The following is a 17,079-nucleotide window of genomic DNA, read 5'->3' as shown; positions in this document are numbered from 1 at the left end:
TACTGTCTTTCTACACACCCAAAATAGTAATTGTGCAATCGTTTGCAAAATATTTTCTGAAATTAAATAGGCGTCATTCTTACATTTATAAAAATATAAGCTGGTAGTGACTGCAATCGGTTGTAAAAATCAAATTCATTTTTTATTTTGCCTGTCTATTCCCGGTAATTGAATTGTTATGAAAAAAATATTCCTCGTTTGCGGCAGCCTGCTATGTATAGGCAGTGGCTTGTTCGCCCAGAAGTGGCAACCACTTTTTAATGGTAAAGACCTGAAAGGCTGGAAACAGCTTGGCGGCACTGCGATCTACAAAGCAGAGAACGGCGAAATCCTCGGTACTACGGTATTGAGCACTCCTAATTCCTTCCTGGCTACAGACAAGGATTACGGCGATTTCATCCTGGAGCTGGAATTCAAGCTGGACAAAGAGTTCAACTCTGGTATCCAGTTCCGCAGCCAGAGCCGCGCCGATTATCAGAATGGCCGTGTATTTGGCTACCAGATGGAGATCGACCCATCCGACAGGCGTTGGAGCGGCGGTATTTATGAAGAGGGCCGTCGCGGCTGGCAATACCCGCTGGAGCTGAATCCCAAGGCACAAGGCGCCTTCAAAAAAGATGGCTGGAACAAATACCGCATCGAGTGCCGCGGCAATGAAATGCGCACCTGGGTAAATGGCGTACCGGCTGCACATCTTGTAGATACCGCACTGCCAAAGGGTTTCATCGCTTTGCAGGTACATGGTATCGGCAATAAACAGGAAGATGCGGGCAAGAGCATCCACTGGCGCAACCTCCGTATCATGGAAAATCCGCCGGCATCTCAATATTCTCCCTATGATAATATCTACGTAGTCAATAATGTGGATAACACTATCTCCGGTCAACAGAAAAAGAATGGCTACGTGCTGCTCTGGGACGGTAAAACCAGCAATGGCTGGAGAGGCGTATACAGAAAGGATTTCCCCACAGCGGGCTGGGTAATGCGCGACGGTGTGCTCACCATTGAACACTCCAATGGCAATGAAGAAGGCAGTGGCGGCGATATCGTTACCGACAAGGAATACGGCGCCTTTGAACTGGAGTTTATGTTCAAACTTACCAAGGGCGCTAATAGCGGCGTGAAATATTTTGTAAAAGAGTCATATGAAACCAATGGAAAATCTGCCATCGGGCTGGAATACCAGATCCTGGACGATGAAGTACATCCCGATGCCAAGCTGGGACGCGAAGGAAACCGCACACTGGCCTCTCTTTACGATTTAATGACAAGAAAACAGGAAAAACGTGCCCTTCAACCCATTGGAGAATGGAACAAAGGTCGTATTATTGTGTATCCTAATAACCACGTGGAGCATTGGCTGAATGGTTTTAAAGTGTTGGAATACGAGCGAGGATCGCAAGCCTTTAAAGATCTGGTGGCTATCAGCAAGTACAAAAATTGGAATAACTTTGGCCTGTGGCCGGAAGGTCACATCCTCTTGCAGGACCATGGTAACGAAGTTTCTTTCAAAAGCATTCGAATAAAAGTATTGAAATAAAATATTTTACCTTTTTTTTCATTGTTCACTGTTCTAAATAAGCATTCCGATTCTTCGGGATGCTTTTTTTATTACATTGTTATGCAAATATCTAAACTACGCATATGCATATACTAAAACGCAACAGCGCCCTGGCGTTACTGGGAGCCTTGCTGACAGGCGCCTGCCAGCAACATCCCGGGGGCGGTACACAGGCAGCCGGCGATTCTATACGCCACCTGGCAGCCCGCTACTATGATGAGAGCATGGCCCTCAACCCTATCCAGGCCACCTTCAATGGCGAGAACCAGTATAATGGCGATTTCACGATCGATATCAGCGATGCTTTCCGCCGCAAAACAGATTCAGTATATACGCGCTACCTGCAAGCGCTGCAAGGCATTGACACCGCGACGCTCAGCAGCAACGACCGCATCACTTACGATATGCTGCAGCGCGAACTGAACATCGGCAAAACGGGGCTTACCTTCCATGATAACCTCATGCCCATTTCGCAGTTCACTTCTACGCCGCTCACGCTCGCGCAATTCGGCTCCGGTACCAGCGCGCAGCCATTCAAAACTTTGCAGGATTATGAGAACTTCATGAAACGTATGAAGGGCTTCGCGGAATGGACAGACACCGCCATCGCCAACATGCGCAGGGGCATGGCCACCGGCTATGTGCTGCCCAAAGCACTGGTGGTGAAGATCATCCCGCAGATGCGCGACCTTGCCAAAAAAGATACTGCCAACAATGTGTATTATTCGCCCTTGAAAACCATTCCCGCTTCGCTGGACGACAACGCGAAAACCAAGCTGGCAATGGATTATACGCAGGCCATCGAAAAATATATACTGCCCTCCTATGCCAAACTGCAACAGTTCTTCGAAGGGGAGTACCTGCCTAAAGCCCGCACCAGCAGCGGTATCGAAGGCATTCCTGATGGCAAGCAATACTACGCGTACCTGATCCGCTACTGGACCACCACCGATAAAACGCCTGACGAGATCTATGCATTGGGAGAAAAAGAAGTGACCCGCATCCGGGGCGAAATGGAAGCCGTGAAAACCAGCACCGGCTTCAAAGGCGAGCTGCCGGCCTTCTTTGAATTTGTGCGCACGGATCCGCAGTTCCGCATCTTCAAAACACCTGGCGCTATCCTCGATTCTTTCAAAGCGATCGAAAACAAGATCATGCCCGGCGTGAAGAAAATGTATGGTCATCTTCCTAAAACAAAATTCGAGATACGCCAAACAGAGGCTTTCCGCGCCGCTTCGGCCAGTGCGGAGTACCAGCCCGGCGCTGCCGATGGTTCCCGCCCGGGCGTGTTCTATGTGCCCATCCTCGATGCAAAAACATTCAGTTATACCGGCATGGAATGCCTTTTCCTGCATGAGGCGATCCCCGGCCACCACTTCCAGTTCTCCCTGCAACAGGAAAATGATTCCCTGCCGAAGTTCCGCCGCTTTACATGGGTGGGCGCTTATGGCGAAGGCTATGCGCTTTACTGCGAGAGCCTTGGCAAGGAACTGGGGCTGTATACCAATCCCTACATGTATTTTGGCCGCCTGACCGACGAAATACACCGCGCGATTCGTTTAGTCGTGGACGTTGGATTGCATACCAAAGGCTGGACCCGCGAACAGGCCATCAAATACATGATGGACAATGAGCCGGTAACGGAACATGAGGCTACCTCCGAGATCGAGCGTTATATGGCGATCCCGGGCCAGGCCCTCTCCTACAAGATCGGCGAGCTGAAGATCCGCGAGCTGCGCAACAAATACACGCAGGAGCTGGGACCAAAATTCAGTCTGGCCTCTTTTCATGATGAATTGCTGAAAGACGGCTGTGTGCCGCTTTCTGTACTGGAGCAGAAAATGGCCCGCTGGGCAAAATAATTTTTGAATAATTGTTGCGGCCGCCAGGCTGCAACAATTACTCGTTAATAAAGGATTAATTCTCTTTCCCCTACTGCATTGTTGTAATTATTTTGTATTTTTATACGGCAGTTTCACTCTCTATTTACAGCATACCCTTGGAATTAACCGGTACCGTTGGTAAAACGGCGCTGAATAAATGATGCTTTAAACCTGCTGCTATGTTTGATCACACCCTTGATTTTTGCCGCGCATTTCCGGCTGTCACTACCGAACAGAAATGGGACAATGAACTGCGATTCTTTGTTGGAGAAAAGTTGTTCTGCATGCTATCTATGGAGCCTCCTCACCGGATATCCTTCAAGTGCAGCCCTGCTCTTTTCCATCAATTGATTGCCCGTCCGGGTATTGTGCCGGCGCCACACCTGGCCAGGTACCACTGGGTACAGCTGAAACAGGAAGATACCTTGCCGCTGCCAGAGCTGCAAGCGTTCCTGCACGATGCTTACGAAATAGTGGTGGCTACCCTGCCGCCAGGCGAACAGGATGCCATTCACCGGATGAAGATCGGCGCCTGAAAGATGACGAATAAGATTCGTTGATTTACGCTCCCAGCGTGAAGAAGATATCGTACAACCCGAAAAGTATCAATGTAAGCGCGAAGAGTTTCTCCAGCAGTGGCGTTTTCATTTTCACAGCCGTTTTAGCCCCCAGATAAGAAGCAGGAAAAGCCGTTAAAGATAGCAGCAATGCGATGTTCCAGTCTATATGCCCCAAACACCAGTGCGTGATCGCACCGGGTATAGACAGTATTGCCGACAGTACCACCGCCGATGCCAATGCCTGTTTGATCGGCATTTTCAAATACCTGATGAAGAATGAACTGAAAAGCACACCGCCCGCGTTGGCCAGAAGGCCCGCCAGCAATCCGATTCCTGTGGCGGCCAGCATCAGCCTGGCGCCCGGTATCTGTTGATCTCCCGGCAGCTCTGCCTTCCCTTCTTTCCTCGTCAGGAAAGAGAACAGCAAAGAAAATCCGATCGTTACGATGAAGAGTGCCGTGAGCACCATCAGGGTTTTGCCGGGAAGGTAGCTGCTCAGCCAGGAACCGGCTATGGTGGCTGGTACGGCGAATATAGCACTCAGCCAGATGACGCGGGCATTGAATAATTTCTCCTTGCGGTAAACAGCCGTTGCTGATAAGGTGCTGGTTATAGATGCCGGCAAAGGAGAGGCGAGGGCAAAGAACGGATTAACGCCCGCAAATATCTGCAGGGCCGGCGTACTGATGGCGCTGCCGCCCTTTCCCAGTAATCCGGACAAATAGCCCACTATCAGACCGATCAATAATACGGGCAGGTAATGCGATTGTTGTAATAAATCCAATGGTTGCTGGTTGGTTATAAAAAAATTACAGGTAGTACAAATGTAGGGGAAGCAGGTACCGCAGACAAATAATAACGATAACTATAAGTTATGGGAGATAACAAGATATTATATTTATTCACAGCCTATAAAGCTAGTAGGGTAGCGGATTTGAGCAGATTCACCACGAGCCGTAAGCCCGTGGTGAATGCCACGCAAATCATTACACTTTAGGCGCCCAACCGTTTTCATATTCACGTTGCCACAGCTTCATCGCGTCGGCATCATGGAGGATATGACCATTGGCAGGATCGGTATTGAGCGCACGCCCGGTACGCTGCGCAATGTTGCCCAACAGGCATAACAGCGTACTGCGGTAACCGATGTTTATTTCCGAGTTGAGTTTAGCGTTGCCGCGGATGCTTTCGAGGAAATTGTTGATATGTACAGCGTCGTAAAATTCGCCGGCCGGACTAACGGTATTGGTTACACTCTGTATGGATCTTTCCTGCTGCTTCACTTCTTTCACTACTTTATTCTTGGTATCGATGATCTTGTAGTTATCGCCGCCGGAGTTGTACAGGGCGCCGTTTTCGCCGAAGATGGCGAAGCCGCGGCCACTGCCTTCGAGCGTGTAAGGATGACAGCTGCGGCCTTCCCAGGAGATAGCCTTGCCGCCTTCAAACTCGAAATTGAGCGTTTGTGTATCCGGTGTTTCCCAATCGTCTTTCGGATAGGCATAACGGCCGCCGGCGGAAGTTACCTTGGTCGGGAATTCCACGTCGAGGAACCAGCGCATGCAATCCAGTTCGTGCGTGGCGTTGTTGCAGGTTTCTGAAGTGCCCCAATGCCAGCGCCAGTGCCAGTTGTAGTGCACGATATTATCCAGGTAATCGCGGCGGGGCGCAGGGCCTTGCCACAGGTTCCAATCAAGCGTAGAGGGCACGGGAATTTTTTTACCGATACCGATCGGCTTGCGATCGTTGACATACCACCCTCTTGCATAGTAGGGTTTGCCGATGATGCCTTGTTCCTTCACTTCTTTCACTGCCTGTTGCAGGTTAGGCCAGGACCTGCGCTGGTTGCCCATTTGCACATGACGGTTGTATTTGGCGGCGGCAGCCACCAGCAGCTCGCCCTCGTGCGGGTTGTGGGCGCATGGCTTTTCCACATACACATGTTTCCCTGCGGCAGTGGCCATGATGGCGGCAGGCGCATGCCAGTGGTCGGGCGTGGCCACGATCAGGGCATCAAAATCTTTGCGCTCCAGCAGCTTGCGGATGTCCTTGATCACGGTGGGTTGCCGGCTTTGCGCGCCTGCAACGGCTTTGAGGCCTTTTTCAATAGCGCCGTCTTCTACGTCGCAGATGTAGCCTATTTCGGCGCCGGGCAGCTTGGCCGCTGTTTGCGCCAGCCAATTACCGCGGGAGTTCACCCCCATTACACCTAATACGATCTTGTTACTCGGTGCATTCTTCCCGAAAACCGGGAAATTGAGATAGGTCAAACCAGCCCCCAAACCTGCCATGGTACCGGTTTTCAGAAAATCTCTTCTTTTCATAACGCCTTATTGAATAGTTATTTGGTTAAGAATTACAATCGGTTGCATGAAAATAGATAAATAATCGGGAAATAATTTGGGGATTTTTTGATTGACGGATTTTCGAATTTGGACTACTAAGCCTGCATTTAAATTCGAAAATCCGTCAATCAAAAAATCCCCAAATTATTATCCAGCCCCGTAGGGGCGATAGCTCGGTAGCCCCGGGTGTAACCCGGGGAACAAATGCGATCTACCAACATCTAGCCCCGTAGGGGGCGATAGATTTATACAACCTGTTAAAGCCGTAGATACTAGCAGGATACTCCCTGTTTCAAGCATGTATAGTGTATGAAGTGTATGGCTGAAAGATTCAGAAGGAATAAACCATGGAAATATTACCTGGAGCAAAAGACAACTGCAAGTTGCCTGCCCGCTGATCCAGCTGTCGCGCGTGTTTATGATGAATGGTATAATTGACGGCATCATACAATAGCAGAAATGCCGTATCCTGCGAGCGCCCCTGCGATGCAAGCAGTAAACAGCAAAGGAGGATAGCAGGCCATTTGAACATGCGTGTGTATTTTTATTTCACCAGCTGATTCCAGATAACATCATATACATCGGTTGCCTGCAACTGGTTTTGTGTGAAAGGTTCGTTGCTGATCACTACGGGATGGTAGGCGGCATTTTCTTCCAGTCGGCCGTGGGAACCCTTGATGAGCGTAGCATCCAGCGGGATCACGTTCATCAGGTAACGGAAGCCGAGTTTCTTTTTAAGCAGCTTGCCGGCCGCTTTCAGCTTGATGAAAGGATCGGCAGGGTTCATGAACATCTCTACCGGATCATATCCTGGTTTGCGGAAGATATCCACGATGCGCGCAAAGTCCGGCGCTTTATTGTCGTCCAGCCAATAGTAGTAGGTGAACCAGCTGCTGGCGTCTGCCACGGCTATGAGGTCGCCGCTACGCTGGTGATGCAGGTGATGTTGCCGCTTGCCTTCACGGTCCAGTACCAGCTGTACGCCCGGCACATTTTCAAGTATGCCGCGCACTTTCTTGTAGCAGGAAGGATCGTTGATATAGATATGCGCAATCTGGTGATCCGCTACGGCAAAGGCTTTGGAGGCGCCGGCGTCCAGCAGCTCAAGGCCGCGCTCCACCCGCAATGCCAGCAAACCTTCCTGGCGCAGTATCCTGTTGAGATGCACCGGATTATTCACATTCGTGATACCATATTCTGATAACACGATCACATTGCAATCCTGTTGCTGATAGTAAGTGATGAGTTGTTTGCACACGGCATCTATCTCCGCAATCTCTTTACTGTTGCGGCTTACATCCTGTCCAAATTTCTGCAGGCAATAATCGAGGTGCGGGAGATATATAAATGTGAGGGTAGGATTATATCTTTTATCCGTGAGGATGGACGCATCTGCGATCCATTGTGTAGACTTGATATTAGCGGTAGGCCCCCAATAGTTGAACAGGGGAAACTGCCCTAATTCCTCCTGCAGGTAATCGCGCAGGGTATCCGGCGTGGTATAGCAATCCGGCACTTTGCGGCCATCGGAAAGGTAGTTGGGGCGCGGCGTGAGCGAGTAGTCCACATTGGCGTACATGTTATACCACCAGCACATCTGCGATACGGTGAAAGACGGATCCAGCTTGCGGGCGCGGTCCCAGATCTTGGGCGCGTCTACCAGCTTGTTCGATTGCTTCCAGAATTTGATCTCACAGTCGGTGCGGTCGTACCAGCCATTGCCTACGATACCATGTTCACTGGGCCACTGACCGGTGAGATAAGTACTTTGCACGGCAGTAGTAACAGCGGGTAACATGGGCGTTACCGTTGCAAGATGCCGTTGCCGGGTGTAGGCATTTAAAAAGGGCATGTGTTCCAGCAGGGAAGAAGAAAGCCCTACTACATCGATAACCACTGTCTTTCTCATAAATTACGCGCTGTTACTATTCCGGTATAAAACTAAAACTCCCGTTTCACAATTCCAACTGCTGCCTGATCCATAGCAGTTCACGGGCGATGGATATTCCCATCTCTTCCTTGAGCGGAGCAGGCAATACGTCCCAGGTATATGTTTCCACTTCAAGATGTGCGGTGAAAGGCTGCTGCCGCTGGATGGCCAGCACCTGCCGGATATCTTCCTGTGTAGAATGCAGCACCTCGTAATGGTCGAGGAAAACAGGCACATGGAAATGTGAGCGCCATTCAGCCACAGCTTCATTATCGGCATCCTCCAGTGCCTGCGGCAGATCAGGGTAATGGATCAGGCCACCGTCCTGTTTGCGGGCGATCACCTGGTGCAGGTATACCGGCTCATTGAACTGCCGGAAGCCGTCGATTACTTTTTTTCGTATATCCTTATCCGTTGTAAGGTCTGCTTTGAGGGCAGCGCTGATCTGCAGCTTGCCCACCTTCAGGCCGTGGTGACGGATACGTTCCAGCACGCGCTGCGGCGCCTCGTATTCCAGCGCAAAGTGGCATACGTCGTAACACAGCTGTACATGCGAACGGAGCATCTCCGAGGCTGCCTCTTCATCTACCTTAAATTTATCCATCAGAAACGGAACACCTGCCGCTAGCAAGTACCGGAAGTACCAATCGATATATTCAGTGGTATTTTCCAGCAGGCCATCGGGCTCGGGCTCTATATCGAGATGCAGCAGTGGGCCGCCACCACGGCGGATGCGCACCAGCTGCTCTACTACCAGTAAAATGTTGAGCGTTGCACTTTCGGTAACCGATGCCATTTCTTCTGCGCAGCGGTTACACCAATATTTATACGATAGCGGCGAGGTGGAGATGCCGCCTTCCATACCTTCCGGCAAAAGGGCCGCCAGCAGGCGGAAGCAACGGATGGTATAGGCTACGCGATCGGCGCTGGTCCAGTCGGGCGCATGCACCTGGTCTTTCACAACGGTATCATGAAAGCCGCCGTAAGGGAAACCATTCATCGTGAACACATAGCATTGCTGTTCTTGTAACCACTGCTGAAAGGCTTGCAGGTTTTCTTCTTTGGCCAGCTCAAGACTGGCGCTGTTGGCCAATCGCAGCCCGATGCCAAAGGGCTGTGCAGGCGATACCTGCTGCTTTATTGCGGGAATATATTTTTTCAGCTGCTGGAAATGATCACTCCATTTTTCACCCGGATGTATGTTGGTACAATAGGTGAGATGGCCATATGCTGTTTGCATTATCAGAGATTTTTGCAGATGTCCGCGGCCTGGTAAAGCAATGCGGTATCCATATGATGTACTTCTTCGCCTTTACCGATGGCGCGCAGCAGGGAGATGGTGAGCTGTCCGCCGAGGTGCTCGCGAAATTCCTCCAGTCCGGCGATCACGGGAGATTCGCTACCCTCCTGCTTTTGCAGCAGGGGGTGCCAGACGGGCAACTGCATATGTTTCAGCACCTGGATGATGCGCTTCATATCGCCTTCGCTGAGCCATCCTAACAGGTACGAATATACGCTGTCGAGCGCCACGCCGATCGATACTGCTTCACCATGCCGCAAATCGAAGTTGGTCAGCTGTTCCAGCTTGTGCGCACTCCAATGGCCGAAGTCGAGCGGACGGGAAGAGCCGCTTTCAAACGGATCGCCGCCACCGCCGATATGTTGCATATGCAGTTCTGCACAGCGGCGGATCAGGTATTGCATACCAGGCATATCGCCGGCGGTGATGCTGGCGGCTTCCTTTTCCATCCATTCAAAGAAGGCGGCATCTTTGATCAGGGCTACCTTTACGGCTTCCACCATGCCGGAGCGCCAGTCGCGCGGGTCCAGCGTAGTCAGGAAATCGCTGTCGTTGAACACGGCCTGTGGTGGCGCAAAAGCGCCGAGGAAATTTTTCTTGCCATTGAAATTGATCCCGTTCTTCACGCCTACGCCCGAATCATTTTGAGACAACACGGTGGTAGGGATACGGATATGTTTCACGCCACGATGCGATACGGCGGCCACGAAGCCGACCAGGTCGAGCAGGGAGCCGCCCCCCACGCCTATCACATAGGAGTGGCGGTCGATGCCGTATTTATCGATCGCGTTGACGAGGTTGAGGAATAGCGGCAGGTCGTTTTTAACGCCTTCACCGCCGGCGATGGTCAGTATTTCCGGCGCGAGCCGGAAACCGCGCACCTGGCGCAGATAGGCTGCGATCTGCTGTGGCAGGCCGGGATGGCTGTTTACCACCCCCTGATCCAGTATCACCAGTAATTTCTTTTCATAGGCCGCTACGGCCTGTTCTTCGAGGAAGGCCGACAGACAATCATTTGCCGGGTCGAAGAGATGAGAGGTAAAGCATACCCGGTAAGAGAAGTTGACGTCGAATCGCTGTTGTATGTAGTCCATGGCTAATATTCCGTAAAGCATCTTTGAAATTTGTGGATTTATTGATTTACGGATTTCTTGATTTGTGGAACCTGCAATGCCATAAATTTTTAGGTATTACAGTTTCCACAAATCAAGAAATCCGTAAATCAATAAATCCACAAATTCTCCAACGCTGCCTTTAAAAGTACGTATAAAAAAGAAGAATTTCCAAAGAATAAGGCTCCGGGATGCGGAGCCTTCTGTATTTAGATAAGATGTTATTGTACGCAGCTTTTATGCTGTTCAGGTGCAAAATAACCACCTCTCCGCCAGATTATTGACAGCAAAAACCACCATTTAAAAAAATCCGTATTTCTACGGAATGGAGAGGCCAGGGCCGGAAATGCTTTTCTGTAGCCCTTTACAGCGGGCCGCCGCGGAATATACGCATCTTGGCGCCCATCCATTTGCCGGCGCCGCTATTGTGTATTACAGCAGAAATCTTGAACTTTATATCATGACCTCTAGCCCTTGTTATTAACCCTGTAACGATTGCTGTTTTCCCACATCTTTTGTTGCACGATAGTGTAAAGTTTCAGACGCCATCATTAATTCCCGTTACCAAATATGTATTGATCGATGTTTAGAAATATACTATTCACTTTTTTCTGTGTGTTAAGCAGCATCTGTATGTTGCAAGGGCAAACTGCGCGGCAGGAGAGCCTGCTTCGGCGACTGCAACAGCTGCCGCCAGATACGGTGAAAGTGAATACCCTGCTGGCTTATGGCGAAAGTGTGTTGCCAGACAGTATCCGCCTGGCAGAGCGCTATTTCCTACAGGCGCTGGACCTGAGCCGCCAGCTGGGCTATCATAAAGGCGTGGCAGATTTCACTTTTTATTACATGTACATACAGGACCTGAGAGGTGAATACATGCGTTCCCTGTACCTGTTACAACAGGCCCTCCAGATCTATATTTCACAGCAGGATACTGCCGGCCTGGTGTTGTGCATCAATTACATCGGGAATGAATACCAGAATGTAGGCAACTACCAGCAGGCCGCCAACAGCTACCTGTATGCCATGAAACTCGCTGATATCACGGGCGACAGTCTCACCGCGGTTAAAATGGCCACCAGCCTGGCAGGCGTATTCATCCGCCTTGGCGATCCGCAAAAAGGGTTCGACTACGCCAGGCGCGCCTACCAGTTTGGAGTGCAGCACCAGAAGCCAAGACGCATGGCCGCAGCATTGGTGAACATGGGCATCGCCACAGCAAAAATGAAAAAATATCCGGAAGCAGAACAATACTTTCAGCATGCGATGCAACTGGGCCGCGAGCTGGGCGACAGCACCTTCGTGCTGGATGCGCTCATCAACAATGCCGGCATCCTGTCAGACCAGGGGCAGCACCCGCGCGCCTTGCAGCTTTATGAGCAGGCATTGGCTATCACCCAAAAATACGCCGCACCGGATTATCTCATTTACGTTTACCTCGGCTATGGGCAGGAGCTTTTCAAACTAAAACGGTATGCGCTGGCCGAACAATATCTCAACAAAACCATTACGCTGGGACAATTATATCAATCCGGCGATGAGCTGCGGCAGGCCTACCTGGCTGCCTCCGACCTGAAAGCCGCACAGGGTCAGCCTTTGCAGGCATTGCAACTACGGCGGAGCTACGAGGTATTGAATGATTCACTCGTAGGCGATGCCACCCGCAAAAATGTGCAGCAGCTCGAGATACAATATCTCTCCGAGAAAAAAGACCGCGACCTTGCCGAGAAAAAACTGGAGCTGGCGCAGAAAGATCTTCAGTTACAACAGAAAAATATGTGGATCGTTATCGGCTTCATCAGCATCATTGCTTTGCTGGCAGCGGCTTTCGTGGCATGGCAGAAAATGCTGTACCGCCAGCACCTGCAACAGCAGCAGCTACAAACCTTGCAGGTAGAAAAAACAGTGCAGGTACTGGAAGCGATGATGCAAGGCGAAGAGCGGGAACGGAGAAGGCTTTCCAACGACCTGCATGATGGCGTGGGCGGGCTGCTATCCGCCGTGAAGATGCATTTCAGCGCTTTGAAGCATGAGCGCCCCATCCTGCAGCGGGACGAGGACTTCAACCATGCGATGGGCATGCTGGACGACGCCATCAGCGAAGTACGCAAAACCGCGCATAACCTGATGCCCGAAATGCTGGCCCGGCTGGGCCTCGCAGAAGCGCTCAGCTTTTATTGCCGCAATGTGAGCCACTCCCGGAATTTACAGATCACCTTTTATGGCGCGGGCAACATCCAGCGTTTCAAGGCCAATTTTGAGCTATCAGTGTACCGGATCATCCAGGAACTGATCAACAATATCATCAAACATTCCCGCGCTACGGCCGCACTGGTGCAGCTTACGCAGCACGAGCGGCTGCTGACTATCACCGTAGAAGACAATGGCATCGGATTTCAACATCAGCCGGAATTGCAGTCCGGCATTGGGTTAAAGAGTTTACAATCGAGGATCAGGGCACTCAACGGCAGCCTGGAAATAGCCGCCACCGCGGGCAGGGGCACTTCCGCTTATATCGAATTTAATATAGACCTGATGCAATTTGCAGAAGCGTAACCATCATAAATATCTATCAACATGCAGATCAAACTGGCTATAACTGATGACCACCTGCTGGTAATCAAGGGCCTGAAAGCCATGCTGGCGCCTTATTCCCACATTTCGATCGTATACGACAGCAACGAGGCTGGCGCATTGATGAGCGCCCTGCCTAAAGCGCGGCCCGATGTATTATTACTGGATATACAGATGCCGGATATCGACGGCATGGAATTATGCAAACAGGTGCGCAAGGCGCATCCCGGCGTGAAGATCATCGCGCTCACCAATTTCCTTGAAGTGCACTATATCCGCCAGATGCTGCGCAATGGCGCTACCGGCTACCTGTTGAAGAACACCGACCAGGACACTTTGATACGCGCCATCGAAACGGTGCATGCCGGCGGGCAATTCCTGGACAATACCGTCCAGCATCATCTTTTACAGGAGATGACCGGTCAAAGGCGCAGCGCTTACGATATTCCGCTGACGCGGAGAGAGCAGGAGATATTAAAGCTGATCGCAGAAGAAAATTCCAACCAGGAGATCGCGGATATGCTGTACATCAGCCTGCGTACAGTAGAAACACACCGGCTGAACATTACGCAGAAGCTGGCGGTGAAGAACACTGCCGGCCTGGTGAAAGAAGCCATCAAAAGAGGGCTGGTAGATTAGGTAACAGCAAATATCCTGGACAATACAAGCGAAAAAGGCAACAACAGCAATACGAAGAGCGCAAAGGGCAACTGTGCGAAAGCCGCCACCCATGCGGCATTCATGACAATCAACGCCACAATACCGGCCTTTACTGCCTTGCCGATGTTAGGACCGGAAGGATCTTTCATGGCACGGAACAAAGGGCGGTTGATCAGGAACGCGAACAATATGATAAAAGGCAATGCATACCAGATATGTTGTTGTAAGGCCGCCATTACTGCCATCGTGAGATACACCAGCGCATAACACAAACCGGTTATACGCAAACTTTTCTTACTGCCTCCGTGCACTTCTCCCCTGCTGATATTTGTCACCGCTGCAATGTATATCACGGGGATGAGCCCCATCCACCAGAAATGTTTCAGTGCCGATGGCACGATACTCAGTCCCAGCAATAGGTTCAGGCCACGGCACAGGCCCATATTGAGAGGTCCGAGGAAGGCATGATGTTTTCCCCATTTGTCGTATACGAGGGCGCTCAGGGCTATGCCGATGGCGATCCAGCCGGAGCATCCGTTGAGATGCCCTACGGCGAAAGCGGCCAGGATGCCCACTAGCAGCAGGTAACAGCCGAGGATGATAGCTTGTGTTTTAGAGATCACGCCGCTGGGAATAGGGCGTTCGGGGCGTTCTACGCTGTCGAGCGAAGCGTCGAACACATCGTTGAACACCACGCCGCCACCGTATAGTCCAATGGTGGCGAGGCACAGGCACACTACAGGCAGGGTGCTATCCAGGTCACAGGTCTGAAAGGTAATACCGGCGAAATAACCTGAAATGGCCACTCCTGCCAGGATATCCGCGATAGCGGTAATGATATTGGCAGGGCGCATCAGGCGTAGGTATCCTATCAATTTATTAACAATATAACTCACCGCGTAAAGAGGTTTTCATGGTCTTTGGCCGGCAGTAACGAAGCTGCCGCGCCTTTACCGGATGATGGTCGTATTTTTATCAATTCGGGGCTGTTGCCCTCCGCGCAAAACCGTGCTGCCATTGTATTTCTCGCTTTGATCCACATTGGCGGCGGCGAAATCGGCTTCATTGATTTGTCCGCTTTGCGCAAAAGCTTTGATCGCATTAGTGTAAGTTACCAAATGAATATCATTCGAGTCAATACCACTTTCGTGCATTAAAGCGGCTGTTTTGGGCACTGCCAGCGGGTCGCTGATGCCCCAGTCGGCGGCGGAGTTAATCATGATCCTTTCGCTGCCATATTGTTTTACGATCTGCACCATGCGTTCATTTCCCATTTTGGTGAACGGGTAGATGGTGAAGGCGGCCCAGAAGCCGCGGTCCAGCACTTCTTTCACGGTTTCTTCATTGTTATGGTCTACGATCACCATGTGCGGTGCAAGGCCATGTTCAATGGCGATGTCCATGCTGCGTTGGGTACCTTTCTTTTTATCGCGGTGAGGGGTGTGTATCTGTACGGGCAAACCGGCTTCCTTGGCCAGTTCCAGCTGTGCGCGGTAATATTTTTCTTCGAGCGGCGTCTGGTCATCGAAGCCAATTTCGCCTACGCCCACTACGCCTTCTTTGTAGATGAACTGCGGGAGTATTTCCATCACTGCTTCGGCGAGCATTTCATTATTGGCTTCTTTGGAATTGAGGCCGATGGTGCAATAGTGTTTGATACCGAATTGTGAAGCGCGGAAGCGTTCCCAGCCAACGAGGCTGCTGAAATAATCGCGGAAGGTATCTACGCCGGTGCGTGGCTGTCCGAGCCAGAAGGCGGGTTCTATCATGGCTACGATGCCGGCATCGGCCATGGCCTGATAGTCGTCGGTAGTACGGGAAGTCATATGTACATGCGGATCAAAGAAGCGCATGCCTTTTATTTTGTCCAGGTACGCTGGCGTATAGGTAAGCGGTTGAAGGTCTTTCTCGGTCAGTTCATGGATACCACACATATCGATTGATTTATTGGTGATTTATATATTTTGGTATTTGTCGGCGACGGTTTGCCAGGACAGGCTGCCATGGCTGATTTCGGCCTGAATATCGGGCGCCTGCGACAGCAATTGCTGTGCCGGTGCATAGTTGCTGCCAGCGCAAACGAGTGCGGCGGCTTCGCGTTCTACGGTATGTTCGGAATGCCAGATACGTTGTATGTCGGCGAAGTTGCCTTCATGCAGGAAGCGGGATAGCAGGCGCCATTGCATGGGATTGACCCTTCTGCCGGCGGCCCAGCGTTCATGGGCATAGTCGGAGAGCGTGGCTGCCAGTGCGGCGTTGGCGCGTTCATCGAGGCCCTGTATCAGGTGAATGGGTTTGTCGGTGAAGAGCGCTTTCATGACCAGCTGGTTCCAGGCGGCTTCGGGCAGGTAGCGGGCAGGGTACGGGTTGTGCAGCATGATGGCTTCCTGTACGATGCCGATATTGGAGCGGATGCCTTCTGCGGCGCGCGGTATCCATGCTTCCGGCCATGCCAGTAGCGGAAGAGCGCTGTAGAGGGCTGCCAGCTCATTCATTTCGGCGGCGTTGAAACTCTGTTCTATGGTGCGGATATATTGCTGCTGGTTGTCGGCGTCGAGGTAAAGCATCCACCATACGCGCGTGAGGCGGTCTAACGTCCACCCCTGTACGAAAAATCCGGGCGCCAGTTGCTGTAGCCGTTGTGCGGCGGCATCGCTGACCTGGACAATATTTTTTCCGGTAAACCTTGGTATGGCGGTGAAGGTAAGATGAAACTGTTGTACGGCATCTCCTGTTTCCCGGGCTTGCAAGCGCTTGTCAAGCCAGGTATTCGTACTGTCGTTCCCGTTACTCCTGATGATGGTATGAAGTTCCGCTTTCACTGCTTCCTCATCATAAACATATGCGGTCACTGATAATGCTGTTTATAATATATAGATAAGCTATTTCACGCTAAAAGTAACCAGTAATACCCGTATTTCACGGTTCAGCCGGTTATTTTATGATGGATGGTAATAAAAATAAAAGAGAGGCATTGCTGCCTCTCCTTCCGCCATTCTAAAACCTGATTATGCATCAGGATATCTTTCAACAGCTGTGCCTGTGGCGTTAAGGAACAGTGCGTAGTTATGTTTTTGGAATTGGACAACAATCAGATGAATTACGGCTGTAATATACAGATTATTCTATTTTCCTACCAAATCTCTTCCACAAT

General features: G+C 51.0%; 14 protein-coding genes. 5 read left to right on the top strand and 9 right to left on the bottom strand.

The features are described from left to right. Positions 1 to 178: 178 nt before the first annotated feature. The 3 genes from FPG75_RS01440 to FPG75_RS01430 all read left to right on the top strand — a co-directional run bounded on the left by FPG75_RS01440 (position 179) and on the right by FPG75_RS01430 (position 3,980). Positions 179 to 1,540, top strand: a complete 1,362-nt coding sequence (locus FPG75_RS01440; RefSeq protein WP_143304716.1) for a 3-keto-disaccharide hydrolase — start codon at positions 179 to 181, stop codon at positions 1,538 to 1,540. Positions 1,541 to 1,644: 104 nt separating this feature from the next. Continuing rightward, positions 1,645 to 3,423: a DUF885 domain-containing protein gene (locus FPG75_RS01435; protein ID WP_143304715.1), complete on the top strand. Its 1,779-nt coding sequence runs from the start codon at positions 1,645 to 1,647 to the stop codon at positions 3,421 to 3,423. 200 nt (positions 3,424 to 3,623) lie between these two features. Beyond that, positions 3,624 to 3,980 (top strand): MmcQ/YjbR family DNA-binding protein, encoded by a 357-nt coding sequence (locus tag FPG75_RS01430; RefSeq protein ID WP_143304714.1) that lies wholly within the window; start codon positions 3,624 to 3,626, stop codon positions 3,978 to 3,980. A gap of 25 nt (positions 3,981 to 4,005) precedes the next feature. On the opposite strand, the gene FPG75_RS01425 is transcribed toward FPG75_RS01430, so the two are convergent. The 6 genes from FPG75_RS01425 to FPG75_RS01400 form a co-directional block, all read right to left on the bottom strand. Continuing rightward, positions 4,006 to 4,788 (bottom strand): sulfite exporter TauE/SafE family protein, encoded by a 783-nt coding sequence (locus FPG75_RS01425; RefSeq protein ID WP_143304713.1) that lies wholly within the window; start codon positions 4,786 to 4,788, stop codon positions 4,006 to 4,008. A gap of 202 nt (positions 4,789 to 4,990) precedes the next feature. After that, positions 4,991 to 6,328, bottom strand: coding sequence for a Gfo/Idh/MocA family protein (locus FPG75_RS01420; protein ID WP_143304712.1), 1,338 nt, complete (start codon positions 6,326 to 6,328; stop codon positions 4,991 to 4,993). Positions 6,329 to 6,680: 352 nt separating this feature from the next. Further along, positions 6,681 to 6,881, bottom strand: coding sequence for a hypothetical protein (locus tag FPG75_RS01415; protein ID WP_143304711.1), 201 nt, complete (start codon positions 6,879 to 6,881; stop codon positions 6,681 to 6,683). Between the two features lie 12 nt (positions 6,882 to 6,893). Next, the gene (locus FPG75_RS01410; RefSeq protein WP_143304710.1) at positions 6,894 to 8,258 is read right to left on the bottom strand and encodes an alkaline phosphatase family protein; all 1,365 of its coding nucleotides are present in this window, start codon (positions 8,256 to 8,258) and stop codon (positions 6,894 to 6,896) included. Positions 8,259 to 8,304: 46 nt separating this feature from the next. Then, a complete protein-coding gene (eboE, locus tag FPG75_RS01405) occupies positions 8,305 to 9,519 on the bottom strand; it encodes a metabolite traffic protein EboE (RefSeq protein ID WP_143304709.1) in 1,215 nt (404 codons plus the stop codon). Positions 9,520 to 9,521: 2 nt separating this feature from the next. After that, entirely contained in the window at positions 9,522 to 10,694 is a 1,173-nt protein-coding gene (locus FPG75_RS01400) for a 3-dehydroquinate synthase (protein WP_236652692.1), read from the bottom strand. Between the two features lie 630 nt (positions 10,695 to 11,324). Here FPG75_RS01400 and FPG75_RS01395 point away from each other — a divergent pair. Next, positions 11,325 to 13,247, top strand: a complete 1,923-nt coding sequence (locus FPG75_RS01395; RefSeq protein ID WP_161596624.1) for an ATP-binding protein — start codon at positions 11,325 to 11,327, stop codon at positions 13,245 to 13,247. Between the two features lie 21 nt (positions 13,248 to 13,268). After that, a complete protein-coding gene (locus FPG75_RS01390) occupies positions 13,269 to 13,904 on the top strand; it encodes a response regulator (RefSeq protein WP_143304707.1) in 636 nt (211 codons plus the stop codon). Here the strand turns inward: FPG75_RS01390 and eboC are convergent. From eboC to FPG75_RS01375, 3 genes are read right to left on the bottom strand one after another with little or no spacing between them, the layout of a single operon-like run. Next, positions 13,901 to 14,821, bottom strand: coding sequence for a UbiA-like protein EboC (eboC, locus tag FPG75_RS01385; protein ID WP_201747864.1), 921 nt, complete (start codon positions 14,819 to 14,821; stop codon positions 13,901 to 13,903). The genes FPG75_RS01390 and eboC overlap by 4 nt on opposite strands. 54 nt (positions 14,822 to 14,875) lie before the next feature. Beyond that, complete coding sequence (locus FPG75_RS01380) at positions 14,876 to 15,859, bottom strand: TatD family hydrolase (RefSeq protein ID WP_143304706.1); 984 nt, start codon at positions 15,857 to 15,859, stop codon at positions 14,876 to 14,878. Between the two features lie 21 nt (positions 15,860 to 15,880). Next, positions 15,881 to 16,777 (bottom strand): EboA domain-containing protein, encoded by an 897-nt coding sequence (locus tag FPG75_RS01375; protein WP_143304705.1) that lies wholly within the window; start codon positions 16,775 to 16,777, stop codon positions 15,881 to 15,883. Positions 16,778 to 17,079: the final 302 nt, after the last annotated feature.

It is taken from the genome of Chitinophaga vietnamensis, assembly GCF_902167635.1.
Taxonomy (GTDB): Bacteria; Bacteroidota; Bacteroidia; order Chitinophagales; family Chitinophagaceae; genus Chitinophaga; species Chitinophaga vietnamensis.
This window is presented reverse-complemented; position numbering and strand designations above follow the sequence as displayed.